Origin of the sequence: Nitrospina gracilis Nb-211 (assembly GCF_021845525.1) — a bacterium.
Classification (GTDB): domain Bacteria; phylum Nitrospinota; class Nitrospinia; order Nitrospinales; family Nitrospinaceae; genus Nitrospina; species Nitrospina gracilis_A.
The window spans coordinates 2,250,150-2,274,338 of sequence record NZ_JAKJKD010000001.1; the positions used below are offsets into that span (position 1 = coordinate 2,250,150).

Annotated in this window: 26 protein-coding genes and 2 tRNA genes; 18 read left to right on the plus strand and 10 right to left on the minus strand. The window is 56.4% G+C overall.

What is annotated here, in order from left to right:
• Positions 1 to 87: 87 nt before the first annotated feature.
• Complete coding sequence (locus J2S31_RS10645) at positions 88 to 2,085, minus strand: (Fe-S)-binding protein (RefSeq protein WP_237099071.1); 1,998 nt, start codon at positions 2,083 to 2,085, stop codon at positions 88 to 90.
• Positions 2,086 to 2,321: 236 nt separating this feature from the next.
• Here J2S31_RS10645 and J2S31_RS10650 point away from each other — a divergent pair, with 236 nt between their 5' ends.
• The 8 genes from J2S31_RS10650 (at position 2,322) to J2S31_RS10685 (ending at position 7,990) form a co-directional block, all read left to right on the plus strand.
• Positions 2,322 to 3,257 carry a hypothetical protein gene (locus J2S31_RS10650; protein ID WP_237099072.1) on the plus strand — a complete coding sequence of 312 codons (936 nt, stop codon included), beginning with the start codon at positions 2,322 to 2,324 and terminating at the stop codon, positions 3,255 to 3,257.
• A gap of 11 nt (positions 3,258 to 3,268) precedes the next feature.
• Positions 3,269 to 4,057: an HmuY family protein gene (locus J2S31_RS10655; protein WP_237099073.1), complete on the plus strand. Its 789-nt coding sequence runs from the start codon at positions 3,269 to 3,271 to the stop codon at positions 4,055 to 4,057.
• Between the two features lie 175 nt (positions 4,058 to 4,232).
• Positions 4,233 to 4,814 carry a hypothetical protein gene (locus J2S31_RS10660; protein ID WP_237099074.1) on the plus strand — a complete coding sequence of 194 codons (582 nt, stop codon included), beginning with the start codon at positions 4,233 to 4,235 and terminating at the stop codon, positions 4,812 to 4,814.
• Positions 4,815 to 4,820: 6 nt separating this feature from the next.
• Complete coding sequence (locus J2S31_RS10665; protein ID WP_005009069.1) at positions 4,821 to 4,997, plus strand: hypothetical protein; 177 nt, start codon at positions 4,821 to 4,823, stop codon at positions 4,995 to 4,997.
• A 21-nt stretch (positions 4,998 to 5,018) separates the two neighbouring features.
• Positions 5,019 to 5,732 carry a DUF420 domain-containing protein gene (locus tag J2S31_RS10670; RefSeq protein ID WP_237099075.1) on the plus strand — a complete coding sequence of 238 codons (714 nt, stop codon included), beginning with the start codon at positions 5,019 to 5,021 and terminating at the stop codon, positions 5,730 to 5,732.
• A gap of 513 nt (positions 5,733 to 6,245) precedes the next feature.
• A complete protein-coding gene (locus J2S31_RS10675) occupies positions 6,246 to 6,425 on the plus strand; it encodes a hypothetical protein (protein ID WP_005009064.1) in 180 nt (59 codons plus the stop codon).
• Between the two features lie 96 nt (positions 6,426 to 6,521).
• Positions 6,522 to 7,202, plus strand: coding sequence for a histidine phosphatase family protein (locus J2S31_RS10680; protein ID WP_237099076.1), 681 nt, complete (start codon positions 6,522 to 6,524; stop codon positions 7,200 to 7,202).
• A complete protein-coding gene (locus J2S31_RS10685) occupies positions 7,199 to 7,990 on the plus strand; it encodes an ABC transporter ATP-binding protein (RefSeq protein WP_237099077.1) in 792 nt (263 codons plus the stop codon). The genes J2S31_RS10680 and J2S31_RS10685 overlap by 4 nt, the downstream gene beginning before the upstream one ends.
• Positions 7,991 to 7,999: 9 nt before the next feature.
• On the opposite strand, the gene J2S31_RS10690 is transcribed toward J2S31_RS10685, so the two are convergent.
• Positions 8,000 to 8,728: a dolichyl-phosphate beta-glucosyltransferase gene (locus J2S31_RS10690; protein ID WP_237099078.1), complete on the minus strand. Its 729-nt coding sequence runs from the start codon at positions 8,726 to 8,728 to the stop codon at positions 8,000 to 8,002.
• A 232-nt stretch (positions 8,729 to 8,960) separates the two neighbouring features.
• Here J2S31_RS10690 and J2S31_RS10695 point away from each other — a divergent pair, with 232 nt between their 5' ends.
• Both J2S31_RS10695 and J2S31_RS10700 read left to right on the plus strand, forming a co-directional pair.
• On the plus strand, positions 8,961 to 9,527 hold the full coding sequence (locus J2S31_RS10695) for a tetratricopeptide repeat protein (RefSeq protein WP_237099079.1): 567 nt from the start codon (positions 8,961 to 8,963) through the stop codon (positions 9,525 to 9,527).
• Positions 9,528 to 9,560: 33 nt separating this feature from the next.
• Positions 9,561 to 9,869: a NifU N-terminal domain-containing protein gene (locus J2S31_RS10700; RefSeq protein WP_237099080.1), complete on the plus strand. Its 309-nt coding sequence runs from the start codon at positions 9,561 to 9,563 to the stop codon at positions 9,867 to 9,869.
• A 15-nt stretch (positions 9,870 to 9,884) separates the two neighbouring features.
• Here J2S31_RS10700 and J2S31_RS10705 read toward each other — a convergent pair whose 3' ends face one another.
• Positions 9,885 to 11,201 (minus strand): M18 family aminopeptidase, encoded by a 1,317-nt coding sequence (locus J2S31_RS10705; protein ID WP_237099081.1) that lies wholly within the window; start codon positions 11,199 to 11,201, stop codon positions 9,885 to 9,887.
• Positions 11,202 to 11,548: 347 nt separating this feature from the next.
• Between J2S31_RS10705 and J2S31_RS10710 the strand changes: the two genes are divergently transcribed.
• A complete protein-coding gene (locus tag J2S31_RS10710; protein WP_237099082.1) occupies positions 11,549 to 11,851 on the plus strand; it encodes a hypothetical protein in 303 nt (100 codons plus the stop codon).
• Positions 11,852 to 12,121: 270 nt separating this feature from the next.
• Here the strand turns inward: J2S31_RS10710 and J2S31_RS10715 are convergent, their stop codons facing one another.
• The 4 genes from J2S31_RS10715 to J2S31_RS10730 form a co-directional block, all read right to left on the minus strand.
• On the minus strand, positions 12,122 to 12,367 hold the full coding sequence (locus tag J2S31_RS10715; RefSeq protein ID WP_237099083.1) for a hypothetical protein: 246 nt from the start codon (positions 12,365 to 12,367) through the stop codon (positions 12,122 to 12,124).
• Between the two features lie 253 nt (positions 12,368 to 12,620).
• Positions 12,621 to 13,034, minus strand: a complete 414-nt coding sequence (locus J2S31_RS10720; protein WP_237099084.1) for a hypothetical protein — start codon at positions 13,032 to 13,034, stop codon at positions 12,621 to 12,623.
• Positions 13,035 to 13,306: 272 nt separating this feature from the next.
• The gene (locus tag J2S31_RS10725; protein ID WP_237099085.1) at positions 13,307 to 13,702 is read right to left on the minus strand and encodes an ExbD/TolR family protein; all 396 of its coding nucleotides are present in this window, start codon (positions 13,700 to 13,702) and stop codon (positions 13,307 to 13,309) included.
• A 3-nt stretch (positions 13,703 to 13,705) separates the two neighbouring features.
• A complete protein-coding gene (locus J2S31_RS10730; protein WP_237099086.1) occupies positions 13,706 to 14,527 on the minus strand; it encodes a MotA/TolQ/ExbB proton channel family protein in 822 nt (273 codons plus the stop codon).
• A gap of 156 nt (positions 14,528 to 14,683) precedes the next feature.
• On the opposite strand from J2S31_RS10730, the gene J2S31_RS10735 reads away from it, so the two are divergent.
• The 7 genes from J2S31_RS10735 (at position 14,684) to J2S31_RS10765 (ending at position 20,212) form a co-directional block, all read left to right on the plus strand.
• Positions 14,684 to 15,442 (plus strand): outer membrane protein assembly factor BamD, encoded by a 759-nt coding sequence (locus tag J2S31_RS10735; protein WP_237099087.1) that lies wholly within the window; start codon positions 14,684 to 14,686, stop codon positions 15,440 to 15,442.
• 15 nt (positions 15,443 to 15,457) lie between these two features.
• On the plus strand, positions 15,458 to 16,357 hold the full coding sequence (locus J2S31_RS10740; RefSeq protein ID WP_237099088.1) for a sigma-70 family RNA polymerase sigma factor: 900 nt from the start codon (positions 15,458 to 15,460) through the stop codon (positions 16,355 to 16,357).
• A 77-nt stretch (positions 16,358 to 16,434) separates the two neighbouring features.
• Positions 16,435 to 17,037, plus strand: a complete 603-nt coding sequence (plsY, locus tag J2S31_RS10745; RefSeq protein ID WP_237099089.1) for a glycerol-3-phosphate 1-O-acyltransferase PlsY — start codon at positions 16,435 to 16,437, stop codon at positions 17,035 to 17,037.
• 68 nt (positions 17,038 to 17,105) lie between these two features.
• Positions 17,106 to 17,180: transfer RNA gene (locus J2S31_RS10750), tRNA-Gly, on the plus strand.
• 35 nt (positions 17,181 to 17,215) lie between these two features.
• Positions 17,216 to 17,286, plus strand: a tRNA-Cys gene (locus tag J2S31_RS10755).
• Between the two features lie 405 nt (positions 17,287 to 17,691).
• The gene (locus J2S31_RS10760; RefSeq protein ID WP_237099090.1) at positions 17,692 to 18,204 is read left to right on the plus strand and encodes a DUF3015 family protein; all 513 of its coding nucleotides are present in this window, start codon (positions 17,692 to 17,694) and stop codon (positions 18,202 to 18,204) included.
• A gap of 73 nt (positions 18,205 to 18,277) precedes the next feature.
• The gene (locus tag J2S31_RS10765) at positions 18,278 to 20,212 is read left to right on the plus strand and encodes an Lnb N-terminal periplasmic domain-containing protein (protein ID WP_237099091.1); all 1,935 of its coding nucleotides are present in this window, start codon (positions 18,278 to 18,280) and stop codon (positions 20,210 to 20,212) included.
• Between the two features lie 27 nt (positions 20,213 to 20,239).
• On the opposite strand, the gene ftsY is transcribed toward J2S31_RS10765, so the two are convergent.
• From ftsY to J2S31_RS10780, 3 genes are all read right to left on the minus strand, one after another.
• Positions 20,240 to 21,196 (minus strand): signal recognition particle-docking protein FtsY, encoded by a 957-nt coding sequence (gene ftsY / locus J2S31_RS10770; RefSeq protein ID WP_237099092.1) that lies wholly within the window; start codon positions 21,194 to 21,196, stop codon positions 20,240 to 20,242.
• 126 nt (positions 21,197 to 21,322) lie between these two features.
• Positions 21,323 to 22,498 carry an FG-GAP repeat domain-containing protein gene (locus J2S31_RS10775; protein WP_237099093.1) on the minus strand — a complete coding sequence of 392 codons (1,176 nt, stop codon included), beginning with the start codon at positions 22,496 to 22,498 and terminating at the stop codon, positions 21,323 to 21,325.
• A 59-nt stretch (positions 22,499 to 22,557) separates the two neighbouring features.
• Positions 22,558 to 24,159 (minus strand): SDR family oxidoreductase, encoded by a 1,602-nt coding sequence (locus J2S31_RS10780; RefSeq protein ID WP_237099094.1) that lies wholly within the window; start codon positions 24,157 to 24,159, stop codon positions 22,558 to 22,560.
• Positions 24,160 to 24,189: the final 30 nt, after the last annotated feature.

The window sequence follows — 24,189 nt, forward strand, 5'->3', positions numbered from 1 at the left end:
CCCACATATTAATGGAAAGCCGATGGGCGTACAAGGCGGCACCGCGCGGGCGGGGCTTTCTTTTTTAAAGGAGGGAGGCGGCCCGGTTCATTGGCTTCCGGCGATCATCTCCGAGATGTCGCGCACGCGCACCTGCTGGTTCAGGTTCTTGGCCTTGAGCGCGTCTTCGAGCATCAGCACGCAGAACGGGCAGGAGACGGCGATAGTCTGCGGATTGGTCTGCATGAGTTCGTCCACACGGTTGTGGCTGACGCGCGTCCCCGTGTTTTCCTCGAGCAGGAAGCGTCCGCCGCCGGCGCCGCAACAGGTGCCGCGCTCGCGGCTGGTCTCCACCTCCATCAGCGATCCGGCCGCGACTGTCTGCTCAATGACCCGCCGCGGCGCCTCGTATTCCTTGTTATGGCGCCCCATGTAGCAGGAGTCGTGGTACACAACCTTGTCGTCGGCCTTTTCCAGTTTCAGTTTGCCGTTCTGCACGAGGTCGGCCAGCAATTGCGAGTGGTGGATCACTTCCAGGTGCACGCCGTATTCCGGGTATTCGTTCTTGAACGAGTTGAAGCAATGTGGGCAATGCGTGATGACCTTCACCACCCCTTCCTCTTTGAAGGTCTCCGCATTGTGCGTGGCCAGCATGTCGAACAGGTACTCGTTGCCGAGCCGCCGGGCCGGGTCGCCGGTGCATCCCTCGCGGTTGCCGAGGATGGAGAAATCGACGCCCGCCGCCTGCAGGGTTTTCACCACCGACTCCGCCACCTTTTTGCCGCGGTTGTCGAACGCACCGTTGCATCCGGGGAAATAGAGGTACTCGGTGGGGTTGTTCTTGTCCCACTCCTTGAGGCCCAGATTCTTCGCCCAGTCGGCGCGGCTGGTTCCGGGGAATCCCCACGGGTTGCTGTGGGTCTCGAGCGACTTGAACGCGGCGTTCAGTTCCTTGGGAAAACGCGACTCCATCAGCACCATGCCCTGACGCAGGTCGATCATCTTGTTGACGTACTCGATCATCACCGGGCATTCCTCTTCGCACGCGCCGCAGGTGGTGCACGACCACACCGTCTCGTCGAGGATCACCTCGCCCATCACCGCCGGGCCTTCCGGGGGTTCCGCTTTCAACAGCTCCGGTGTGCGCGCGTTCAGGTGATCGCGCAGGTCGATGGTGAACTGTTTCGGCGACAGCGGTTTCTGGCTGTTGAGCGCCGGGCAGAACACGTCGCAACGGCCGCACTCGGTGCAGGTGTGCAGGTCCAGCAGTTTCTTCCACGAAAACTCCTCGATGCGGTTCACGCCGAACGACTCGCGGTCCTCATCCTCGAAATCCATGCGGTGCAGGTTGGTGCCCGCATCGAGGTTGGAGAAATACACGTTGGGAATGGAGGTGATGACGTGGAAGTGTTTGGAACGCGGCAGGAGATCGAGAAAAAATAAAATCGCCACCACGTGCGTCCAGTAACCCGCCGCCTGCACGGGAATGAGCGCCGCGCGGTCCATGCCCTGAAACCCCGCCTGCGCGAGGAGTGCCCCCAGCCACGCCCAGGCCGTCGCCTCCTCCGGCACCAGGACCTGCCGCGCGCCCTCATACACCATGTCCGAGAGCATGATGAGCAGAATGAGAACAAGGATGAGGATGCCTTCACCGGACAGATTGAGCCGTTTCGGTTTCACCACCAGCCGCCGGTAGAGAGCATAGAAACAGGCCAGTGTCACCAACACCACGAAGATATCTTTCACCGCGTAGTACAACGCGCGCGGCGCGTCCAGAAACGCCGGCGCTTCCATCAACGGAAACAACCCGATGAGAAAAAATTCGGCGGCGCGCAGGAGCAGAACGAGGAATCCCCAGAAGATGAGCGCGTGCATCCAGCCCGCGCCTTGGTCCTTGAACATCTTCGACTGCGCGATGGCGATTTTCAGAGTCTGGAGCAGGCGGTCGAACGGGCGGTCGAACCGGTTTTCCGGTTGCGCCCGCAGGAGCGTCCGCCATTTCGGCCAGATGGCATAAATGAAAACGGCGAGAGAAACCAGGGTGAGTGAGGCCAGCACCCAGGGGTGCCAGGCGGGAGCGATGCCTCCCGGTGTGATGGGATCCATAGACCAGTCAGGTTTGAGGTTGAGAGAACAGAAGGTTCCGGCAGACCGCTTCCGGCCACCCCTCCGGCCCGCCGCGCCATCCGGCAGGCGCCGGGAAATTCGCCATAACTTCTTGTGAAATCAGCAATTTTCCGACCCGAATCCCGTTTATCCCCCACGGTCCGTGTGGTATATTGTAAAAATACGGTGCACCGGGTGAACGTTGGCAACCTTTCATAATTAAGGAGCATTCTCGCATGCCCCCGTTTGCGGCTCCACTCAAGAATTCATTATACCTGATCGGCCTCGCCGCGTGTATCGGCTGGACGGCATCCGCGCAGGCGTTTCCCGTGGACGATGCCTTCCCCCTGCCGCAGGAAAAGCCCAAGGTTTACGTGCACGAGCACCCGAGAAGCCGCGTGCCCATGGGCCAATACCCGTCCCTGAATCCGAACCTGAGCGGCGACATCAACGATCCGCATCCGTTCCCGGATTACATGAAACGCTTCATCGGCGAGCATAAAATCCCCAAATACTATTACGAATTGATCCAATTGCCGCCGCAGGACCAGGTGCAGAGCAAGATCTTCAACCCCGCCCTGTTTTCCCGGCTTCGGCGCATCGGCGTGGTGGATTTCGAAAACAAGATTCCCATCGACGAACGTGATCCGGAGGCCGGCAAGTTTCTGGCAGGCCAGGTGACGACGGAATTGGAGGCCCTGCCCAAACTCAACGTCATTCCTCCCCAAAAAATGGTGGACGAATTTCATTTGCAGATCACCCATCCCGGACAGGTGCTCCCGCCCGCCTCCACCAAGGGCGAAAAAGATTCCCGCGCCGGCACCGAAAAATCCCAACCGGGATATGATTTGCCGTATGCTGGTGATAAAATGGATGCTGTTTTGATCGGGGCGGTCACCCGGTTCAGCAACCAGTACGAAGACCGCCATGGGAAGAAAAGGGAAAGCATCGCGGCGTCGGTTGAATTCGGCGCATTCCTGATCAGCACCGAGACGGGGGAAGTCATCTGGGCGGCCCGCTATGTCGGCACCCAGCGCCCCACGTTGAAGAACCTGCTGAAAGGGCAGGTTCGCTGGATGAGCAAGCAGGAGCTCTCGCAGGACGCGATCAAGAAAACCTTTGAGGCGTTCGACGTATTCAACACCAATAAACCAGGCAAGAAACCCAACTAGACAACAGAATCATGAGCGAACCATTCAACACACCAGTCCATGAAAACGAGCCGGTCAGCCCGGAGACCAAAAAGAAACACAAACTGTGGCGCAACCTGTTCATCCTGAACCTGTGTGTCACGCTGTTGCTGATCGGCATCTGGTGGCTTCCCGTCAAATTCGCCGAGATCAACAAAACCATGGACGAGCCGAGCATGGAGGCGACCAAGAAAAAAGGCCCGGCCAACATAGGCGGCACGCTGAAAACCGAATTGACCCCGGACAGCCATCTGCTGAAGGCCCGCGTCGTGGTGGTGGACGCCCGCGACGAGCAGACCTGGCGCTATTACGATTTTTCGCGGGGCGGCCCCGTGCAGATTCTTGACCGGTCTTCTCTGGAATGGGACCTGGCCTTCCGCCGCGGCAAGATCATTTCCAACAGCGGAATGACCAACAAGATCGGCAAGGCGGGATTGATGGACCTGGGCGAAGTGAACTACGATGCCGTGGAAGAGGTGCCGCTGGACCGCGAATTCATCCAGGACAAGGCCACGCAGACCGAACCCGAAAACCCGGTGCTCTCGCAGTGGTACAAGTACAACTACATCACGCACAAACTGAGCGCGCGCAAGAACATTTACATTCTGCGCACGGCGGAGGGCAACTACGCCAAGATCCAGTTCCAGAACTTTTATTGTGCCGACAAACAGCCGGGTTGCATTCAAATGAAGTACACCTACCAGCCAAACGGCTCGGCCAGTTTCCTGAAAAATTCCGGTTCGTTCTCCACCACCTCCGTGCTGGAAAACCCAAAAATGTAAAAACCGGTGCGGGCGGCGGGAAAATTGCCAATTTCCCCGGAAAATGTATTAAAATCGAGGTTTTCGCGGAATCGGGGTCCCCGCCCCTCCGCGGAGTCCCGGCCCCGCCCGAACCCGGCCCGGGGGTGCGGCCGGTTTGTTGAACCATTGTATTGTTACGCAGGAGACCCGCTACATGCCCAGTTTGAAAGGAATTCTTTTCAACCAGTTCGCCAGCGAAGGCGTCAACCAGCTGATTGAAGAACTGCAGAAAAAGTACAAACCCAAAAAAGGACGCCGCTTCAACCACGCGGACATCACTTACGAAATCAGCCGCCCCAACCTGCAGGAAAACCAGCTCGGCTTCGAGATCAGCTCCAAAATCCCGCAGGACGAAGTGCCGGACGAAAAGGCGATGGAAGCGTACTTCGACAAGATCAAAAAGATCCTGAACAGCGACGATAAAAAACCGATTTCCATCGAGCGTGAAAACATCGTGTGGGATTCCAAAAAGGAAACCGAAAAGGAACGCGATTACGTGAAGTGCCAGTACACGTATCCGCTGGAAGACCTGTACCGGAACGATGAAATCATCAAGCGCTACGAGGCATTGCAGTCCGGTTCGGCCGAGCCCCTGCCGGAAATTCCCGGCGTGTTCACCGTTCAGGGCAAACTGGCTCTATTGATGGTGCAGGAGACCATTCAGGATTACGTCCGCAACAACATACAGACCTTGATCGACGCCAACCAGAAGGTCCGGGACGGCCTGAAGGGCTGACGCCGCATGAATCCGTTCCTGTATTATCTCGGCCGGTCCCTGCAAATTGTGGGACTGGCCATCATCACCTACGTGGTGTTCAAGTTTTTTCAGCCCGTGGGCATGGAATTCCTGCTTTATTACTCGATCGCCGGAGTGGCCATGTTTTACGGAGGCACCCTGCTCCTCGAAAAAAATCAGTAACCACCCTATTCGCGGGCCATCATGAAGGAAACTCTGGCAAAACCCGGATTTCTGATCTCGACCAGCACTTTGGGAGCCGATCTCAGTTACCTGCTGGCGGTCATTTTCACCGGACTGTTCCTGTTTGCCTGGTGGCAGGCCAAAAAAGGCGACGGCACCCGCCACCACAAGCTCATACTCGTCTCCATGGTGTCGATGGTGGTGTACTTCATCGGCTACTACTACACCCGGTCGCTCGGCGTGCTGTCGCTGGAGGGCAAGGAAGGGTTTGGCGGACCGGAGAGCATTTACAACAACGTGTTCATCCCGATCCTCACCATCCACCTGGTGCTGGTGACGCTGGGGCTGATTTTGACCCCCTACATGATCATCGAAGGCTTCCGTGCGTCGAAAAAAGTGAACGGCAAGTGGACCCTGCAGACGGGGATTCTGAAAGCAAACCCGGCGCGCTTCAAACGCATTTACATCTGGCTGTTGACCATCTGGGCGGGGTTGCAGGTGGTGCTGATGGCGGCGGGCAAGTCGATCGGCTCCATGATCGCCTACTTCCTCATTTTTCTCACCATCGCGCTGGTGATCAGCATTGAAAAATTGATCGAAAAGCTGCTTCCGGAGGGGGATCGGCGGCACCGCATGCTGGGACGGGGCACCATGATCCTGTTCGCTTTAATTCTGGTGACGAGCACCGCCACCTACCTTCTGCTGTACGTATTTTACCCCGTGCGGGCGGGCTGAAGCGGGAGCGCTAAACCCTTTCGCGACAAGGGCCTCGGCGGGCCATCGGGAAGACAAAAAAGAGATTTTTTACCCTTGACACCCGTTTGATCCGGTGATATCTTTCGCTGGATCAAATGACTTCGAAGTACATCAACAGCAAGTACACGGCAAATAAAACGTTAACACCCAAGCCGATAGCAACAATCGCGTTAAAGATTTTTCCGTCTTTTCCGGTAAACATAGAAAGTCGTTTGATCAAAAATTAGATGAAATTAAGATTGCGTAAAGTACCATTCGCCTGTTGAAGGTGTCAAGGTTTTTAGCATACAGTTTAGGTTTTTAACTTTGTGAGGAAGGGAAAAGGGAACCCATGGACATCCAAAAACTTAAAGAAAAAGCTGGTCCTTGGATTTACGTCGTTACCGTGATCTTCAGTTTGTGGTTTTTCTACTGGTTCGCTTCGGTTTGGCGCTAAGCCGCACACCGGCCCATGGATTAACTTTCTAACCAGTATATTTGGAGCATTGATAAATGGAAGAGACGCAAGAAGAAAAGAAACGGTGGATCACCCCCAAGTCGATCATCCACTTCCTGATTGCCTTCGTTCTGATGGCTGGCTACTACTATCTCATCAACGTAGCTCTGATGAAGGTACAGGGTTTGGAATTCCACTACCTGTGGGTTTCCGGTAGCGGTGGCGGCGGACATTAATCTCCGCCCCCTGTTTTACCCATTTCCCGTTCAATTATTGTTGTATAAAAAATGACAAGCCACCGGCTTGTCATTTTTTTATTGAAGCGCATTTCCGTGTCCTCAAAAAGTTTCATACCCTCCGACCCCGGCACCCGTAAGTTCAAGGGCGAGCCGGGGTGCCGCGTGTACCTCATCCGTCACGGCGAAGTGGCCAACGCACATCTCATCTGCATGAACGGCCACTACGATGTCGCCTTGTCAGAAAAGGGTGAGGAACAGATGCGGGAAGTCGCTGAGGCGCTGAGCCCGCTTCCACTCCAAGCCGTTTATTCCAGCGATCTCACCCGCACCCTCACCGGTGCGCGCCTCATCGCGGAAAAACACAACCTCGATCCCATTGCCTTTCCCGAAATCCGCGAGCTGTCCTTCGGCAAATGGGAAGGCCTGTCGGTCAAGGAACTCACCGAAAAGTTCCCTGGCGAGATGGAAAAACGCATCAAACACACGGAGCTGTTCCGCGCCGACGGCGGCGAAACCTTCGACGAACTGGCGGCGCGCGTCGTGCCGCGCTACAACGCCATCATCGAACAGCACCCAAACGACGTCATCGCCATCATGAGCCACGGCGGCGTCAACCGCACCATCCTCAGCCACCTGCTGGGCATCCCCACCGCACACCTGTTCCGCTTCGCGCAGGAATACGCCGCCATCAACGTCATCCAGTATTACACCGACCAGGTCGTGGTCGAGTTGATGAACGGTTCCACCCGGGAAATCGCCACCTGCCTGCCATGAAGCCGTTTCTGCTCCGCGTCGAAAACGCCACGGTGTACCGCGGCGACAACGAGGTGCTGAAGGAGATCAACTGGACCCACCACGAAGGTGAAAACTGGGCCGTGGTGGGCAACAACGGATGCGGCAAAACCACGCTCATGAAACTGCTGTTCGGCGAGATCCTGCCGATCGACGGCGGACGAGTGTCCTGGTTCAACAGCACAACGTGGCGCGGCCTGTTCGAAATCCGCGAGCGCGTCGGCTTCGTCTCCGCCGAGTTCCAAAGGCAATACGACCAGAACGTGACCGCGTTGCAGGTCGTGGAGTCGGGGTTCTTTTCCAGTATCGGGTTGTGGGAGGCCGTGCGTGACACGCAGACACGCAAGGCCGAAGCGGAAATGGACCATCTGGGCATCCGCCATCTCGCGCCGCGGCGGTTCCTGCAGCTGTCCTACGGAGAAGCGCGCCGGGTGCTCCTGGCACGGGCCCTGGTGAATCGGCCAGACCTTCTGGTGCTGGACGAACCCTGCGCCGGGCTCGACATCCCGACGCGCGAGGTATTCCTCGACACCCTCTCCCGCCGCGTGCGCAACCGGAATCTCATCTACGTGACGCACCACATCGAAGAAATCCTGCCCGCCATCACGCACGTGCTTCTGCTCAAAAACGGGCGCGTCTTCGCCCAAGGCAAAAAGCAGGACATCCTGACCGGCGAAGCATTTTCAGAAGCGTTGGAATGCCGGGTGAACGTGCAGGAAAACGGCGGGCGGTTCTGGATCACGGGTTGCGAGCCAAACCGTAAAAGATAGGGGAATGCGTTAACGGTAGCGGCCCAGCAGATCGTTGATGCGGATGCGGATGGCGTCCTTCAGCATTTTCGACGAGTCCTGCAGGATGCGCACACGGGAGTCTTCCGAGTTGTGCCATTCGACGGGAAGTTCCAGCACCTTCAACCCCGCCTTCTTGGCCAGAAACAGCATCTCCACATCGAAGCAGAAATGGTCGATCCGCATTTTTTTAAACAACGGCGCGCCCGCGCTCCTGCGGAAGGCCTTGAACCCGCACTGGGTGTCCACGAAATCATCGATCACCAGAAAGCGGATGATCTTGTTGAAGGCGCGCCCCATGCCCTGCCGGTACCACGCCTGCCTTTTGACCACGTTGGAGTCCGGCAACGAGCGCGAGCCGATGACCACATCGTACCCCGCCTCCAGGTGCGGCAGGAAGCGATCCCATTCCTGAATCGGCGTGGAAAGATCCGCATCGGAAATCAGCACAAACTCTCCCGCCGCCTCCAGCACGCCGTGCCGTACGGAATACCCCTTGCCGCGGTTGCCGTCATTTTTCAGCACCACGCACTCCTCTGCCGTCATGTAGCGCGCCGGAACGTCCACCGTGCGGTCGGTACTGCCGTCGTCCACGATCAGCACCTGCCAGCGATACTCCTTGGTCCTCAGAAACGCGGCCACCTTCTCAAGCGTGGAACCCAGTCGGTTTTCCTCGTTCAGGCACGGGATGACCACGGACAAAAACGGATCGGCAGGCATGAATGACTCACAGGCGGGATGAATAAAACAAGTAACAAACCAGGCAAAACGCCGTTCATTAAACACCAAAACCGGCGGGAAATCCATCCCCCGGCCAAAATATCCCGTCCGCCCGGGAAACGGGCGTTTTCCAGCCTGCAAGCGAAGGCGGGATTTTGATGCAACGGCTTGTCAACATTCCCGAAATTGGTATAGAATCTTCCGGTTGACCCTCTGGGACAAGGAGACCTCCGTGCGGAACGCCCTCTGGATTGTGCTGGCAGGCCTGTGGTTGTGGACGGTTCCCGTTGCTGGCCACGCGGATGAAGCCCGCGACTGGTGGATGCAGGGTAATCAGCTCAGCCAGGCCGGCAAATGGGAGGAGGCGGTGGAAGCGTACCACCGCGCCATCCAGATCAACCCGGACGCCACCGGTCCGTTCTTCAACCTGGGTCTCGCTTACAAGGCGCTTGGCCAGTACGACCGTGCCGCCGCCGCGTTTGAGCGCGCCCGGCAGTTGGAGCCGGACAACATGGAAGTGCGCCTCAGGCTGGGCAACATCTACAACCTGATGGAGAAGTGGGATCAGGCCATCGAACACCTCAACCTGGTGGTGCACCGCGTCCCGGACAATGCGGAGGCGCACGGCAACCTGGGCTGGGCGTTGTTGAATTACTCCAAAGGCCCGCAGTTCAAACTGCTGGTTCTGCACAACCTGGAAAAAGCCGTGCACCTGTTCGAGCAACAGGGCCTCAACCAGGCCGCACGCGCCACGCGCGAAACGCTGGACGCGGCGCGCAAACAATTCGGTTACGAATAAAATTAAAAGACCGCTGATTCACGAGGATCGCTCATGCTGGACACTCAAAACTCACAACACGAGGCACTCATGACGCTGGAAGTCAAAGCCGAGGTCACCCGCAACCCGGATCTGGTGACGTTTCGTTTGAACAAAACCCTGATTCCGCCGGGCACCGGCCTGTCGTTTTCCGGCCCGGAGTATGCAAAAGGCCACCCGCTGGCCAACGCCCTGTTTCAGATTCGCGGCGTCAAAAGCATCTGGATTCTGGGTTCCGACGTTCAGGTGACGAAGGACGAGAACGTGCGCTGGGGCACCATCACTTCCCGTATCATCGAAACCATCAAGCGCATCGAAGGCTAACCCCGCCGCGCGGTTTCATTCCGGACGGAAAAACTCCTTGAGGACGCGGACCATGTCCGCGTGATCGTGCGCGCCCGCCATCTCGCGCACGGAGTGCATGGAGAGCATGGGGTTGCCCACGTCCACGGTGCGGATGCCCAGGTTCGCCGCGGTGATGGGTCCAATGGTACTGCCGCAGGCGAGGTCCGACCGCATCACGAATTTCTGCACCGCCACCTTCGCTTTCTTACACAACAACTCGAAGCGCGCGCTGGTCTCGCCATCGGTGGCGTAACGCTGGCTGGCGTTGGACTTGATCACCGGACCGCGGTTGATGAGCGGCATGTGGCGGATGTCGTGCTGGTCGGCGTAATTGGGATGCACCGCGTGCGCCATGTCGGCGGAGATGAACAGCGATTTCGCCACCGCGCGCAGAAACGCTTCGCGCGGCCGTTTCGATTGCAGAGCCAGCCGCTCCAGCGTGTCTTTCAAGAACGGCGAGCCGCCGCCCTGCGCGGTTTCGCTTCCCACCTCTTCATTGTCGTAAAACACCACCAGCCGCGTGGCGGCGTCTTGTTTCGGCGCATCCACGAGCGCCGTCAACGCCGCGTGGCAGGACGCGAGGTTGTCCAGCCTGGGTGCGAACAGAAACTCTTCCTCCGCGCCGGCAAACGAAGACGGTTGTGTGTCGAACAGCATGAGGTCCTGGCTCACGATCTCCTCCGGCTTGCACTTCACCGCCTTCGCCACCATCTGCCTGAGTGTTTTGCCGGCCGCATCCGCCTTGTCTGCCATCATGAAAATGGGTGGCAGGTGCGTCTGTTTGTTCAGCACCAGCCCCTGGTCATTGACCTGCCGGTTGAGATGAATGGCCAACTGCGGGATGCGGAGCAGAGGCCGGTCGAACCGCACCAGCCGGGCTTCCGGCAGACCCTGTTTGCGTTGCACCATGACGCGCCCGGCAAGCGACAGGTCGCGGTCGGTCCACGTGGTCAAAAGCACGCCGCCGTACACCTCCACGCCCAATTGACCATAGCCGTTTTTCTCGTACGCCGGGTGGGGCTTGAGGCGCAGGTTGGGGCTGTCCGTATGTGCACCGATGATTTTGAATCCCGCCTCCTCCGGCGGTCGCGCACCCGCCACGAACGCCACGATGGACGTGCCGTTCCGCACCACGTAATGACGCGCGCCCGGCTTCGGCGCCCACGCGTCCTCCTCCTTCAATTCGGAAAACCCATTGGCCTTGAGCAAGGTCACGGTTTCGGCGACGGCGTGGTAGGGAGTCGGGCTGGCATCGATGTACTTCAACAACGCCTCGGCCAGCGGCCGGTGTTGGCTTGCGGATGCGGTCATGCGCGTTTCCTGTTGAGCGGGTTCCACGAAAAATTGAAGTGATATGGTACCCGCAAATGAAGGGCATTCAAACCGTTTTCAAAACGCGGCGAAATCCCACCTCCTCCCCGTTCCTTTGCCTGCACCAAAAGACGCAACGGACCCGGCAAAATGTGTGACCGCCAGAACTCACTCAACCCGTTTTATTTAAATAAGTTATATCGCGGGCACCCCATCCGCTCCCTGCACAAAACCCTGCGAATGAAACACGGTCCAAATCTTCTATTCACTACCAAGGGGCACTTCCCTTATGCTGACTATTACTTTAGGAGCCTATGTTGAAGCCCGAACGTTAGGAGGAGCGACTGATGGGTAACGTGGTTGACGCGAAATTCGGGACCCCGCTAACGCCGAAACTGCTTAAATTCAATCCGGCGAATCCCGACCCGGAATACCAGGCGGATATTTTCAGCGAATTGTTCAAGAGTTTTCCTCAGTACAAGGCGCACGTCGCCGCCTACGTGGAGAGGAATTACTGCACGGTCATCAACGACGAGGACCACCCCACCCCGGAGCATGTGCTCAAGTTTCTGAAAGAAGACGAAGTGCGCTGGCTGAACGAATGGATCCAGACCCGCGGTCCGCAGTTCGCCAAAAAGCCCGCCCGCTGAAGCGGCTCCCGCTTTCGACTCTTTCTTTCTGATGAGTGGAAAGTGTAGTTAATGAGAGGGTGGGACAAATCAACGGGGCAACTCAGCCAAATAAGCCTTTTGTCCGGCCACATACGGTGCATTATGCTTTAGCGCTGTTGTTCACCACCACCAGAATCCATACCAAACCCAAGCGCCTGCGGTCATGATCGTTAGAACGAGATACAGGCGACGATTGGTTTCCGGACTGGCAGGGAAAGTGGACTGTGGCATTTTTTGTAAAGTTGCACGTTATATTTCGTAGCGTTCCTGCTCAGTTTTGACTCTTTCTTTTGGGGTAGCCGGTTTCTTTTTTAAACTGGAAAACAACTGGTCGAATTTTTTGTTGAGTTTTTCCAACTCATTAGCGGCGCGAGTCGTCTGGTTGTGGACGCCCCAGACAAAGAACGGCAAAAAGAACAGAAGAACGGCACCAATAGCTGCTACCAACGTAAAAATGGTTCCGCCACTCACCAAAAGCTGACTAATAGGATCCATGGCTACCCCTCCCCTTTTATTTAAGACCTTTCACTGAAAACCATTTTATCCAAAAATACCTTTATTCCGTCCACATACAGTGCACTGAGTTTTGGTGGTATTATTGGCAGCAACGAGAATCCACATAAACACCCAAACCCCCATAGTGAGCAGGGTCAACAATAGATGTAGAACGTGGCTGGTGGAAGGCCCGACGTGCAGGGTTTTCTTGTCGCACAGCTTACAGTGATTCATAATTTGATTGGACATTAAATCACCTCGATAACCGATCTTTTGCCGCTTGTTGTTTTTCGGCGCAATATTTGACCATTTTGTAATCTGGATGCCATTCATTCAGACAGGTTGAAAAAATTTCCCTATCAAAATTACTCTTGTTTTTATTTAAAAAAACTAATGCATCGACTTCCTTTTCAATGCAGTACTTAAGCATGCGATGGTCATCCTTCCACTCCCCTTCACAGAAATTCATGATTTCCTTCGGTACATTGTTCCGGTTCCGATCAACCGCTCCCTTTGCCGCACTTTGTTTTTTTATACAATACTCTACCATCCGATAATCGGTTCCCCATTCATCCTTGCATTTTTTACGGATAGATTCCCCAGAGGCATTGGATGTCATGGTCAAAAATATAACAATCCCAAATAAAAATATTATTTTCTTACCCATACCCCCTCCTCTTTATTGATAAGTTTGGTTTTTCCGCTGCCGACAAAAAACCGGCCAAATCTCCTTCTTGGGTCCGCCGCCTTTCCTCCGCAGAGACGCTTAGAATTTAGGCATGTCAAATATTTATACCATGCCTTACAATTGTCAAGGGTATATTTCTCTTCGTCCTTCCCGTAAACCAACAGTTTGGTTTGGAGGTTGGATTATGAAGGTGTATTTCAGAAATCGATCAGGAAGGTAGTCGTTAGACCATTAGGAGGGAAATCCGGTATTTACTTGACGGCGATGCTGATGTCGGCGATCTTCGCCGCCTGCAATATGCCCATCACCTCCACCACCTTGCCGTAAGCCAGGGCCTTGTCCGCGCGGATGAGCGCCTGCTGGAGCGCGGGGGATTCGATCGCGCCCATTTTCGCTTCCAGTTCCTTGACGGTGATGGGTTTGCCGTTCAGGAACATTTCCTCTTGGCTGGTCATCTCGATTTCCAGCCGTTCGCGGTCTTTCAGCTCGCTGGACTTTTTGGAAGTGGGCAGGTCGATCTGCAACTGGCGGGGAAAATCCACGAACGCGGTGGACACCATGAAAAAAATCAGGAGAAGAAACACCACGTCGACCAGCGGCGTGAGCTCCAGCGAATAGTTTTCCTCTTCCTCGCGTTTGAAATACATGCGTCAGGCTCGAAACGGTTGGGACTTGGCGGGCGGTTTGCCCTCGCTCTCTTTGCGTTGCTTGTCCTGGTTTTTCTTCATCGCTTCAAACGACAACTCCTCCACCAGTTGAAACGAGACTTCTTCCATCTCGAACACAAAGCGCTCGATGCGTCCGCGAAAATAATGGTACAGCGCCAGAGCCGGAATGCCGACCACCATGCCCGCGGCGGTGGTGATGAGCGCTTCCGAAATGCCGCTCGCCACCAGGCCCGGATCGCCGACGCCGCTTTGCGAGATCACGTTGAACGCTTTGATCATGCCAAACACCGTGCCTAACAAACCCAGCATCGGGGTGATGTTGGCCACCGCACCCAGCACGCGCAGGTTGGAGGTGAGAAGCGCCGCCTCGTGCTGGCCCGCGCCCTCAATGGCACGCTCGATTTCATCGACCTTGCCGCCGAAGCGCAACAGACCCGCTTTCAAAATGCGCGCCAGCGACGTGTCATACCCGTGGCACAACTGGAGGCCCAGTTGAATGTCGCGCCAGTTCCATTGGTCGCGCACTTTTTTGAGGAAGTCGGGATTGATGATGTGCTTGCGCCGCAGGTTGTACATGCGCTCGATGGCGATGCCCACCATCAGGATCGAGCAGAAAATGATGGGGTACATCATGAATCCGCCCTTTTCGATGATGGACAGAAAATCCCATTCTGCGGTGCTCGTGGGTTTCGTCTTTGCCCAGCAATTCGTTGCGGACAGAAAAATTCCGCCAAGGACACTCAAAAAAAACGGAGCGATGGAAAGAATACGGCGGCAGGGCTGGATTGGGATGGCAGGGCGCATGGCATTAGTCTCGAATTGACAAACACTTAGCTCTTATATCACGAACATTTGCCCCATGACAAGGCACAAACTGAGGGCCCCAATTCTTACAATAAAATTAAATAAAACAATGATATTATAAAGAAGTGTCATTAGGGAGACCCTGTGGATTCAACCATGCTGAACCGTTCCAAATCGTCCTGCCGCTCCCTGCTCGTCTGCCTGATTCTGGTTATAGCCTTGGCCGGATGCGCCTCCCTGCAACCACCACCAAAAACCCCTGAAGGCATGCTGAAGGAGGCGAAAACCGTCTTCCAGAACAACAATTATCCAGAGTCGATCCGTATCCTCAATGACCTGTTGCAGGAATTTCCGGACAGCCCGGAACGGGTGGAGGGATTGCTTCTCCTGGCACACGGCCATTATCTGATGAACGAGTACCTCGAGGCCAAGTTTCATTACGAACGTTTTGTCGAGTTGTACCCCGCGCATCCGAAATCGGCCCAGGCGATGTATTACCGCGCCTTGTGCGATTACGGGTTGATGGATACGGCGCTCCGAGACCAGACAGCGGCGGAAAACGCCATCCGCGGTTTTCAGAAGGTGATCGACGAACATCCGGACAGTCCGTTTGCCCAAAAGGCCCGCGAAAAAAAGCGGGACTGCATCAAAAGCCTGGCCAACAACCAGATGGAAATCGCGCGGTTTTATTTCCGCACCAGTTCGTTTTTGTCCGCCATCAACCGGTTCCGTAAAATCATCGACAAGTATCCGGAATCCCCGTTCATCGACGAGGCCTATTTTCTGCTCGGCGAGTCTTATTATTTTGAGCAGAATTTTGAAAATGCACGAAAATCTTATGCACAATTGGTGAAATCGTATCCCCGCAGTCCGTATGTGCGGGAAGCGCGGTCTCGCCTTCGGGAAATTCCCTGATATAATTAAAAAGACATGGCAAAAAAAGGATTGAACACATCCAAGTCGTCCAAACGGCTGACCCGCTCTGCAAAAAAAGAGAGCCGGGGTGAAGTTCCCGATGCGCTGACGCATTACATGAACGAGATCAGCAAGCTGAAGCCGCTGGCCCGTGAGGAAGAGGAAGAGTTGTCCCGCCAGATCAAGGCGGGCGACGCGCAGGCCATGCACGAGCTGGTGCGGCGCAACCTGAAGTATGTGGTCACCGTCGCCAACAAGTACCGCGGCTGCGGCCTGTCCCTGCAGGATCTCATCGAGGAAGGCAACATCGGCCTGATCCAGGCGGCGAAGCGCTTCGATGGCGAACGCCACGTCAAGTTCATCACCTACGCGGTGTGGTGGATCCGCCAGGCCATCATGCACGCGCTGGCCGAGCAGGCGGGCACGGTGAAACTGCCGATCAAGCAGGTGGGCAAGCTGTACAAGATCGAGCGCGAATACAAGAAACTCACCACCGATCTCGAACGCGAGCCGACCACGCTGGAAATGGCCGAGGACCTGGGTTACAAGGTGGAAGACATCGAGTCCATCATGCGCGCCTACCGCACGTACCTGTCGCTCGACACGCCGCTCAAGGAAAACGAGACGACACCGTACCTCGACCTTTTGGAAAACCCGAATTACATCCCGTATGACGATCAGATCATGCGGGACACGTTACGGAAGAAGATCGACGACCTCCTGCACCACCTGTCGCCGCGCGAGGAGAAAATCATTCGCATGCGCTTCGGTTTCGACGGCGACCCCAAAACGCTGGAGGAAATCGGACAGGCCATGGGGTTGTCGCGCGAACGCGTGCGGCAGATCGAAAAGCGCGCCAAGATGCGGTTGAAAGTGCGCTCTGCCGGCGAATCCCTGCAAGACCATTTGGAATGAGGCACAGCATGCCCCGGCCCCTCTTCCCGATCCATGCCAACCACACACGATCAATCACTGCCATACACTGACCCTTCATGAACGAACCCAACGTCGCCCTGACCGGTGTGATCTGGACCTGCTCTTTTTTACTGGGATCGATCCCCTTCGGCCTGCTCATCGCCAAGCTCAAAAACATCGACATCCGCCAAGAGGGAAGCGGCAACATCGGCGCCACCAATGTGGCCCGCACGCTGGGACGCAAAGCGGGAATACTGACTTTGGTGGGCGATTGCGGCAAGGGCTACCTCGCCTGCTGGCTGGCCGCCGCAACGCTGGGCACGGCATGGCAGATCGCCGTGGCCGGATTGCTGGCGTTTCTCGGCCATGTGTTCTCGCTGTTCCTCAAATTCAAGGGCGGCAAGGGCATCGCCACCGGGCTCGGTATCTACCTGTTTCTGATGCCCGCCGCGGCGGGGGGCGGTGTGCTGATGTTCATCCTGCTGGTGGCGCTCACCGGGTACGTGTCCGTGGGATCGCTGGCGGCGGCGGTGACCATCCCCGTGCTGGGCTGGGCCTTTTCCGCGCCCTCACCTTATATTGCCGTTGCCGGAGTGGCGGCGGGCCTCACCTTCTACAAGCATAAGGACAACCTGGTCCGCCTGCGCGCCGGTACCGAAAGCAAATTCCTGAAAAAATAGGGTTTGACAATCCGCCCTCAAAAAATATAATGAATCTTTCAGGGAACTTCCCCAAAAATGGAAAATATGCGGGAGTAACTCAGTGGTAGAGTGCAACCTTGCCAAGGTTGAGGTCGAGGGTTCAAATCCCTTCTCCCGCTCCATTTTTCCCCTTCCGGTTTCTTTCCCTTTTTATTCCGGCACCGTCGCCAAGTGGTAAGGCAGGGGTCTGCAAAACCCTTATCGGCGGTTCGAATCCGCCCGGTGCCTCTCTTTATTTTCCGTTTCCACGAAGCCCTCGATGTTCCTCTTTTCTTTCCATGGGGTGGAGTATCCTCATCTCCCGTCTTCTAAAAATGGGGAGTCGAAAATTTTTTAAACAACCCTGACCGTCCTTTTTGTTCCTGGCCTCTCCCCTTCCCTCCCTAAAAATGCGTAAATCAACTGCTTCCGACTTCGCCTTGCCGAACCCATTCTTTTGTTAAAAATTTCAAATACTTGGCTTACCCGAGATGGCGTAATTTGTTGTACAGGTAAGGTGAATGTGTGTTAGACTCGCTTCATTGGAATTGTCGGCAACAGAATTTGCTTCACAATTTCCGCAAGCAACGCCTGTCGGGTAGCTGATGGCGCCTTGATAGGCGTTCAATCCCCAACATCAAGAGGAGATCATCCATGAAGAAAATGCTATTGGTGGGTTCCATCCTGTTCTCGATGATGTGTTTTTCAGGCAACGCGCTGGCCGCCGGTTACGGTGAGGCGGGTTGTGGACTGGGTTCCCTGGTCTGGCAGGATGCGTCCAAGCAGAAAGATCCGGTATTCCAGATTCTGGCTTCCACCACGAACGGCACGTTCGGAAGTCAGACGTTTGGTATCACCACGGGTACTTCCAACTGCAATGACAGCGTTTTCAAGGTGGAGAAGGAGCGCGAGGTGTTTGCCGCGATCAATTTCTCAACCCTCGTTAAGGAAATGGCCATGGGCGAAGGCGACAACCTGAACACCCTGGCTTCCCTGTACGGTTGCACGGAAACGAATTTTTCCGATTTCGGCACCGTCACCCAGCAGAATTTCGGAAGCATCATCACCAGCTCCGAAACCACGCACAAAGACATGCTGATGAACCTGAACGGCGTACTGGTTAAGGACAGCAACCTGTCCAAAGCCTGCACCGGTGTCATCGGCTAAATCAAGCTGCTTGAACAAGGATGCCGGCTTCCGGGGAACCCGGGGCCGGCATCCTTTTATTTTTTTCCCCGCCTTGAACCGCTCTCTTTCACTCGCCATTGCATTCGCCACACTCCTGGCATTGACCGGGCTCCTCTCTATTGAAACGGTGTGGGCCCAGCCTGAAGCATCTTCCTATGCGCAGGAACTCACCCAGCAGGCGCGGTCCCTCAACCTCGTGGAAGAACGCCGCTGGCGCCTTTTAGGCCATTACCGCACCAACTGGTGGGGACGCATGGAAAGCGAAGCGGATGCGCCGGAGTTTTTTCTTTCACCGGAAGGCAAGACCGATCCACAAAAAGAACTCGATGCCACCCTGCTGGCATTCTTTCAAAATCCGCAGGACGTACCGGAAGGCGTCATGCATCCGCAGTGCCGCTTTCCGGCGCGTTACAAATGGTTGAACGAGCGATTGCAGTTCGACCCCGCACGTCTGCCCGACCAACCGTGCGATCGTCTGGAACGCTGGGTCGGCCGTCTCGATCCGGAAAAGATCACGCTGGTCTTCGCTTCCTACTACATGAACAACCCCTCGTCGATGTTCGGCCACACCCTGCTCCGCATCGACAGCCACTCCCGCGGCCGTTACAAGAAACTCCTCAACTACGGCGTCAACTACGCCGCCAACCCGGACACGGACAATCCCGTGCTCTACGCTCTCAAGGGAGTCGGCGGTTTTTTTCAGGGAACGTTCACGGTGTTTCCCTACTCGCTTAAGGTACAGGAGTACAACAACTGGGAAAGCCGCGACCTGTGGGAGTATGAGCTGAACCTGACGGTGGAACAGATGGACTATCTCCTGCGCCACCTGTGGGAGTTGGGCAACATTGAATTCGATTACTATTACTTTCAGGAAAACTGTTCCTACCACATGCTGACCGTGCTGGAAACGGCCAACCCGGAATGGCGGCTGACCGACGGCTTTGTGTTCTCCGTGGTTCCCGGCGACACCATCAAGGCGCTTGTGGCGCAACCGGGACTGGTGAACTCCGTCTTTTACCGCCCGGCCATCCTGAGCAAAATGAACCACAAGATCGAGCAGATGGAATCGGGAGAACGCGGCGTGCTGTACGACCTGGTGGATGACAAATCGGCGCTCAAGGAAAAACCCTACGGCGCGTTGACCGTCCCGCAGAAAGCGCTGGTGCTGGACGCGTACCTTGATTATCTCGAATACCTGTACGTGCAGGACCGCGCGGTGAACCCGATGGCCCCTATCCGCATCCCACAAGAGATTCTGCTGGAACGCGCGCGCCTCAATCACCAGCGCGGCGACACACAGGTGACGCGGTTTTCCTCACCTCCGGAGGAAGGACACGGCACCGACCGCTTCCGCCTCGCTACGGGCCTCAACGACAACGAACTGTTCCAGGAAGTCGGTTACCGCCCTGCTCTGCACGACCTGCTCGCGGATGAAACCGGTTACGACCGACATTCGCAAATCCTCATGATGGACGGCCTCTACCGCTATTACCACGAATCCAAACGCTGGCGCGTGGAACGCTTTCAATTGCTCGACATCATCACCCTCACACCGTTCGAGCCGATCTTCAAACGTCCTTCGTGGAAGATGAACCTGGGTTTCGAGCGCATCCGCGATTTCGATTGCGAATACTGCCTCGCTTTCGGCGGCACCACCGGCGTGGGAATCACCTACGAGCCGAGGCACGACTCGCCTTTCCTTTTGTTTGCCATGCTGGAGGCCAAGGCGGAAACTTCCGGCAGTTTCGACGACAACTTCCGGCTGGGTGGTGGAGGCACGGGCGGCGCGTTCTTCACGCTCAACCGCGACTGGCGGGTGTTTGTGGGCGGCGAGTACAAACGCTTTCCCCTGGGACACGACTCCGAAGTCATCGAGTGGACGGCACAGGGACGCTACCGTGCGTCGCAGAACGTGGATGTGCGACTCGAATACCGGCGCACCGGCCACATCGACGAAGGCGTGCTGTCGCTCAATCTTTATTTTTAAAATGGGATCGCAACAACGCGGTGGGAATCAACGCTCGAACAGGGCGTTGACGAAAAGGGTGGGATCAAATTCCTGCAGGTCTTCGGCTTTTTCGCCAACGCCGATGTAACGCACCGGCAGCTTCATCTCCTGCACGATGTTGAACAGGATGCCGCCCTTGGCGGTGCCGTCGAGTTTCGTCATGATGAGGCTGTCGATGCTGAGGGCTTCGTGAAACAGGCGAGCCTGCGAGATGCTGTTCTGGCCGATGCTCCCGTCGAGCACCAGCATCGTTTCATGTGGCGCGTCTTCCTGCACCTTACCGATGACGCGTTTCACCTTCTTCAGTTCTTCCATCAGGTTGGTGTTGGTCTGCAATCGACCGGCCGTGTCGATGAGCACGATGTCGGACTTGCGCGCGATGCCTGCCTGCACCGCATCAAACGCCACGGCGGAGGGGTCGGCCCCATGTTTCTGCGCGATGCAGGGAACGCCGGCGCGCTCCGACCACATCTGCAACTGCTCGATCGCCGCCGCGCGGAAGGTATCGCCCGCCGCCAGCAAAACCTTTTTGCCTTCCTTAGTCCACTTCTGCGCAAGCTTGCCGATGGTGGTGGTTTTGCCGGAACCGTTGATGCCGATGATCAGCATCACGAACGGTTTTTTCGATGCGAGGTCCCACGGGGTCTGATGCTCGCTCAACAACCGCACCATGATGGTTTTCAGATGCGCCTGCACCTGTTCCGGGGTGCGCAGGTGGTTTTCCGCCACCTCGCGGTTCAACTCATCCAGAACTCTGCGGGTGGTGGGCATGCCGGCATCGGCGATGAGCAAGGCTTCTTCGATTTCATCCATCAGCTCCGGCCCGACCTTGGCCTTGCCGAGCACGATGTTGTCGATGCCCTTTGAAAACGAGTCGCGCGTTTTGCTCAATCCGCTTTTCAGCCGCGAAAAAAAGCCGCCCTGTTTTTCCTCTTCAATTTTCGGTTCGGTGGAATCGTTCATAATGAAATAAACTCAGGTATGCCGCACAACCATTCCAGCGGATGCCCGATTTATGAGTTGGATAAATAATTTAAAGTGAATTCAAAAAAACCGGATGGACCGGCAGGTCCGGAGCCCGGCCAGCAATCAACCGGAAGTTTTCTGCATGGGGGACATGGGTAAAGGCTGTTGCCCCTGCTTGAGCAAAATAGTGATGAGGTTTTTATCACGGCAGGACACCGCGAGGTCCAGATGTCCGTCCTGATTGAAATCGCCCACCGCCATGCCCTGCGGATATTCGTCCACGTAATGGATTACGGGAGGGTATGTGAACGTCCCGTCGCCGCGCCCCAGCGTGACGGAAATCGTATCGTTGGTGGAATTGGACACGGCCAGGTCCTGGATGCCGTCGCCGGAGAAATCCGCCGTGACGATGAACTTCGGGAATTCACCCGCGGCAAAATCCTGAAGCGCGTGAAACTTCTTGTCGCCGTCGTTCATCACCACCGTCAACGCATGCAGTGAATTGCTGGACGTCACGAGATCGACTTTGCCGTCGTTGTTGGCATCGATGTTGGCGATGGTCAGCGGTTGTCCGCCACCGCGGAAGTGCTGGCCGGGTTCAAACTGACCGTTGCCCTTGCCCCACAGAATCTGCACCCCGGTGTTGCCTGAACCCGCCAGCGCCACCGCCAGATCCCGAAACCCGTCCTTGTTGTAATCGCCGGAAATCACGCCCGTCGGCTGGCCGCGCACAGCGATCTCCACCGGCTCATCGAACACGCCGTTGCCTTTTCCCTGCAGGTACACCACCTTGTGGAAACGCAGAGAGACCATCAGGTCCGGCATGCCGTCCCCGTTGAAATCGTCCGTCGCCAGATTGATCGGGATGCGGCCCGGCTTGATGATGTTGCCCGTGTTGCGAAAACTGCCGCCGCCGGAGTTCAGCAGGATGTGCAGAGTGCCATCCTGATAATTGAGGATCGCCAGATCACTCAACCTGTCGTTGTTGAAATCGGCGACCGCCGTGGCGATGGGGTCGGCACCGGTTTTGATGATGATGCCTTCCTGAAACGTGCCGTCACCCTTGCCCTTCAGGTAGGACAGGTTGTGTTCGCCGCTATTGAGAACAACCAGATCGAGATGACCATCCGCATCGAAATCGTCCGTCACCAGGTAGGACGGTTCCTTCCCCGTGTCATACACCGCATTGATCATGAACAGTGGCGGGATGCGTTTCTGGGGTTCGGAATTGGACTGGGGACACCCCGCCAGGAACAGGCTTAGGGCCAATACAATGCTATAAAATACAAACCGCTTCATAATAATCTACACACCTTTTATATGGCTGAGAATAGCACAGCCTTAGAGTTGCAACAACCTTAGACTGAAGTTTCTTTTTTCGGCAATGGCGCGCTGGAAGCGGGTTTGGCGGCCTCTATTGGAGTACGGCCAAAGGAGTTGGTCAACCGCGCCTCACGTTCAAAGTGATTGAGCATTCCTTGGAAAATGTACGTGTGAAAGCGGGACAGCGCGTACCAGTACAAATGTCCCCAGAAGGGTTTGGGAATGAAATGCGCGCGAAGGATGAGCCGGGTGTGGCCGGGCTCCACCGGTTCCAGCAAAAACTGCAACCAGGAATAACCTGGTGAGATCAACTCCGCCCGGAGCAGAAGCTCTTTACAGGGTTCCAGTTTTTCGACCCGCCAGAAATCAACCGAATCGCCGACACGCAGGTCGAGCGGATCGCGCCGGCCGCGGTTCAACCCAACGCCTCCCAGCAGGCGGTCGCTGAATCCCCGGATCTTCCACAGCAGGTTGCCGTGCAACCAGCCATACGGCCCGCCGATGCGGCACACCATCTGGAACGTCTGCTCCACGCCCGCGGGAATTTTCCTCTCGTGCTCGTCGAATAGAAAGTGCGCCGACTCGTACTGCGCGAGTGGCATGAGGTCGGCCATGTCCTCCGGCGGCACGTCGCTCCAGTGCGAAAATACGCGCGAGCTCCGCTCCTTTTCGAACGCCCAGCGCACGGCGGTCTCGAAATCCAAGGGCTCGAACGGCACGATGCCGCGGATGGTGTCGTCGGTCACGATCACATCGGTGCGCAGGCTTTCCAGCAGGAGGCAGGTGATGTTGACCGGCACCGAGATGAACAGGTGCAGGTAGAAGGAAAAAATGCGGCACAGCAGGTTGACCGGGAGCGGCACCCACGACACATCGAAAAACCGGATCTTGCGGTGGTACAGCCCGGCGAAACGGAGCACCATATTGCGGTACGACATGGTATCGCGCCCGCCGATGGGGTACTGACCGGTGACGATGTCTTGCGTCTCCAGCACACCCACCAGGTACTTGATAACGTCGCGGATGGCGATGGGCTGGCACAGCGAGTTGAATTCCGGCAGAAACGGAATCCAGCGCATGTGCAGGATCATCGACTTCAACATCTCGTACGAGGCGCTTCCGGTGCCGATGATGATGGCGGCGCGCAGGTGAACGACCGTCAGGCGGGCGCTGGAGAGGATCGCGCCCACTTCCATGCGGCTTTTCAGATGCCAGGAGATGTTCTTGCATTCTTCACCCAGCCCGCCGAGATAAACGATTTTGCGGATATCGCATTCCTCCGCCGCTTCTTTGAAATTCTGCGCCGCAACCTTTTCCGCCTGCGCGAACTTTTTCTTTTCGAGGCGCAGACTGTGGATCAGGTAATACGCCGTATGCACGCCGCGCAGGGCTTCTCTCAGGCTGTCCTTGTCCAGTGCATCGGCATACACGTATTCCAGGTTGGGGTGTTCCAGCAGCGGGGTCAGCACGCGGTTGCGGAGCATGCACCGCACGCGGTATCCGCGATACAACAACTCCGGCACCAGCCGTTTGGCCACATACCCGTTGGCGCCGGTGACCAGCACAAGGGTGCCTGCAGGCATAGGCCGGGTGGGCAGATCGTCGCAATAGTGATAATTCACTTTTTCGGGATCCATGCTTCAAATATGGGGGCGGAGGGCCGGATT

What these genes read in the sequence shown, in the direction of transcription:
- ftsY (WP_237099092.1), bottom strand. Translation starts at nt 21,196, where the DNA reads ATGAACGATTCCACCGAACCGAAAATTGAAGAGGAAAAACAGGGCGGC.
- J2S31_RS10645 (WP_237099071.1), bottom strand. Translation starts at nt 2,085, where the DNA reads ATGGATCCCATCACACCGGGAGGCATCGCTCCCGCCTGGCACCCCTGG.
- J2S31_RS10780 (WP_237099094.1), bottom strand. Translation starts at nt 24,159, where the DNA reads ATGGATCCCGAAAAAGTGAATTATCACTATTGCGACGATCTGCCCACC.
- J2S31_RS10700 (WP_237099080.1), top strand. Translation starts at nt 9,561, where the DNA reads ATGCTGGACACTCAAAACTCACAACACGAGGCACTCATGACGCTGGAA.
- plsY (WP_237099089.1), top strand. Translation starts at nt 16,435, where the DNA reads ATGAACGAACCCAACGTCGCCCTGACCGGTGTGATCTGGACCTGCTCT.
- J2S31_RS10725 (WP_237099085.1), bottom strand. Translation starts at nt 13,702, where the DNA reads ATGTATTTCAAACGCGAGGAAGAGGAAAACTATTCGCTGGAGCTCACG.
- J2S31_RS10730 (WP_237099086.1), bottom strand. Translation starts at nt 14,527, where the DNA reads ATGCGCCCTGCCATCCCAATCCAGCCCTGCCGCCGTATTCTTTCCATC.
- J2S31_RS10705 (WP_237099081.1), bottom strand. Translation starts at nt 11,201, where the DNA reads ATGACCGCATCCGCAAGCCAACACCGGCCGCTGGCCGAGGCGTTGTTG.
- J2S31_RS10690 (WP_237099078.1), bottom strand. Translation starts at nt 8,728, where the DNA reads ATGCCTGCCGATCCGTTTTTGTCCGTGGTCATCCCGTGCCTGAACGAG.
- J2S31_RS10685 (WP_237099077.1), top strand. Translation starts at nt 7,199, where the DNA reads ATGAAGCCGTTTCTGCTCCGCGTCGAAAACGCCACGGTGTACCGCGGC.
- J2S31_RS10715 (WP_237099083.1), bottom strand. Translation starts at nt 12,367, where the DNA reads ATGGATCCTATTAGTCAGCTTTTGGTGAGTGGCGGAACCATTTTTACG.
- J2S31_RS10720 (WP_237099084.1), bottom strand. Translation starts at nt 13,034, where the DNA reads ATGGGTAAGAAAATAATATTTTTATTTGGGATTGTTATATTTTTGACC.
- J2S31_RS10775 (WP_237099093.1), bottom strand. Translation starts at nt 22,498, where the DNA reads ATGAAGCGGTTTGTATTTTATAGCATTGTATTGGCCCTAAGCCTGTTC.
- J2S31_RS10650 (WP_237099072.1), top strand. Translation starts at nt 2,322, where the DNA reads ATGCCCCCGTTTGCGGCTCCACTCAAGAATTCATTATACCTGATCGGC.
- J2S31_RS10670 (WP_237099075.1), top strand. Translation starts at nt 5,019, where the DNA reads ATGAAGGAAACTCTGGCAAAACCCGGATTTCTGATCTCGACCAGCACT.
- J2S31_RS10735 (WP_237099087.1), top strand. Translation starts at nt 14,684, where the DNA reads ATGCTGAACCGTTCCAAATCGTCCTGCCGCTCCCTGCTCGTCTGCCTG.
- J2S31_RS10710 (WP_237099082.1), top strand. Translation starts at nt 11,549, where the DNA reads ATGGGTAACGTGGTTGACGCGAAATTCGGGACCCCGCTAACGCCGAAA.
- J2S31_RS10660 (WP_237099074.1), top strand. Translation starts at nt 4,233, where the DNA reads ATGCCCAGTTTGAAAGGAATTCTTTTCAACCAGTTCGCCAGCGAAGGC.
- J2S31_RS10655 (WP_237099073.1), top strand. Translation starts at nt 3,269, where the DNA reads ATGAGCGAACCATTCAACACACCAGTCCATGAAAACGAGCCGGTCAGC.
- J2S31_RS10740 (WP_237099088.1), top strand. Translation starts at nt 15,458, where the DNA reads ATGGCAAAAAAAGGATTGAACACATCCAAGTCGTCCAAACGGCTGACC.
- J2S31_RS10665 (WP_005009069.1), top strand. Translation starts at nt 4,821, where the DNA reads ATGAATCCGTTCCTGTATTATCTCGGCCGGTCCCTGCAAATTGTGGGA.
- J2S31_RS10760 (WP_237099090.1), top strand. Translation starts at nt 17,692, where the DNA reads ATGAAGAAAATGCTATTGGTGGGTTCCATCCTGTTCTCGATGATGTGT.
- J2S31_RS10675 (WP_005009064.1), top strand. Translation starts at nt 6,246, where the DNA reads ATGGAAGAGACGCAAGAAGAAAAGAAACGGTGGATCACCCCCAAGTCG.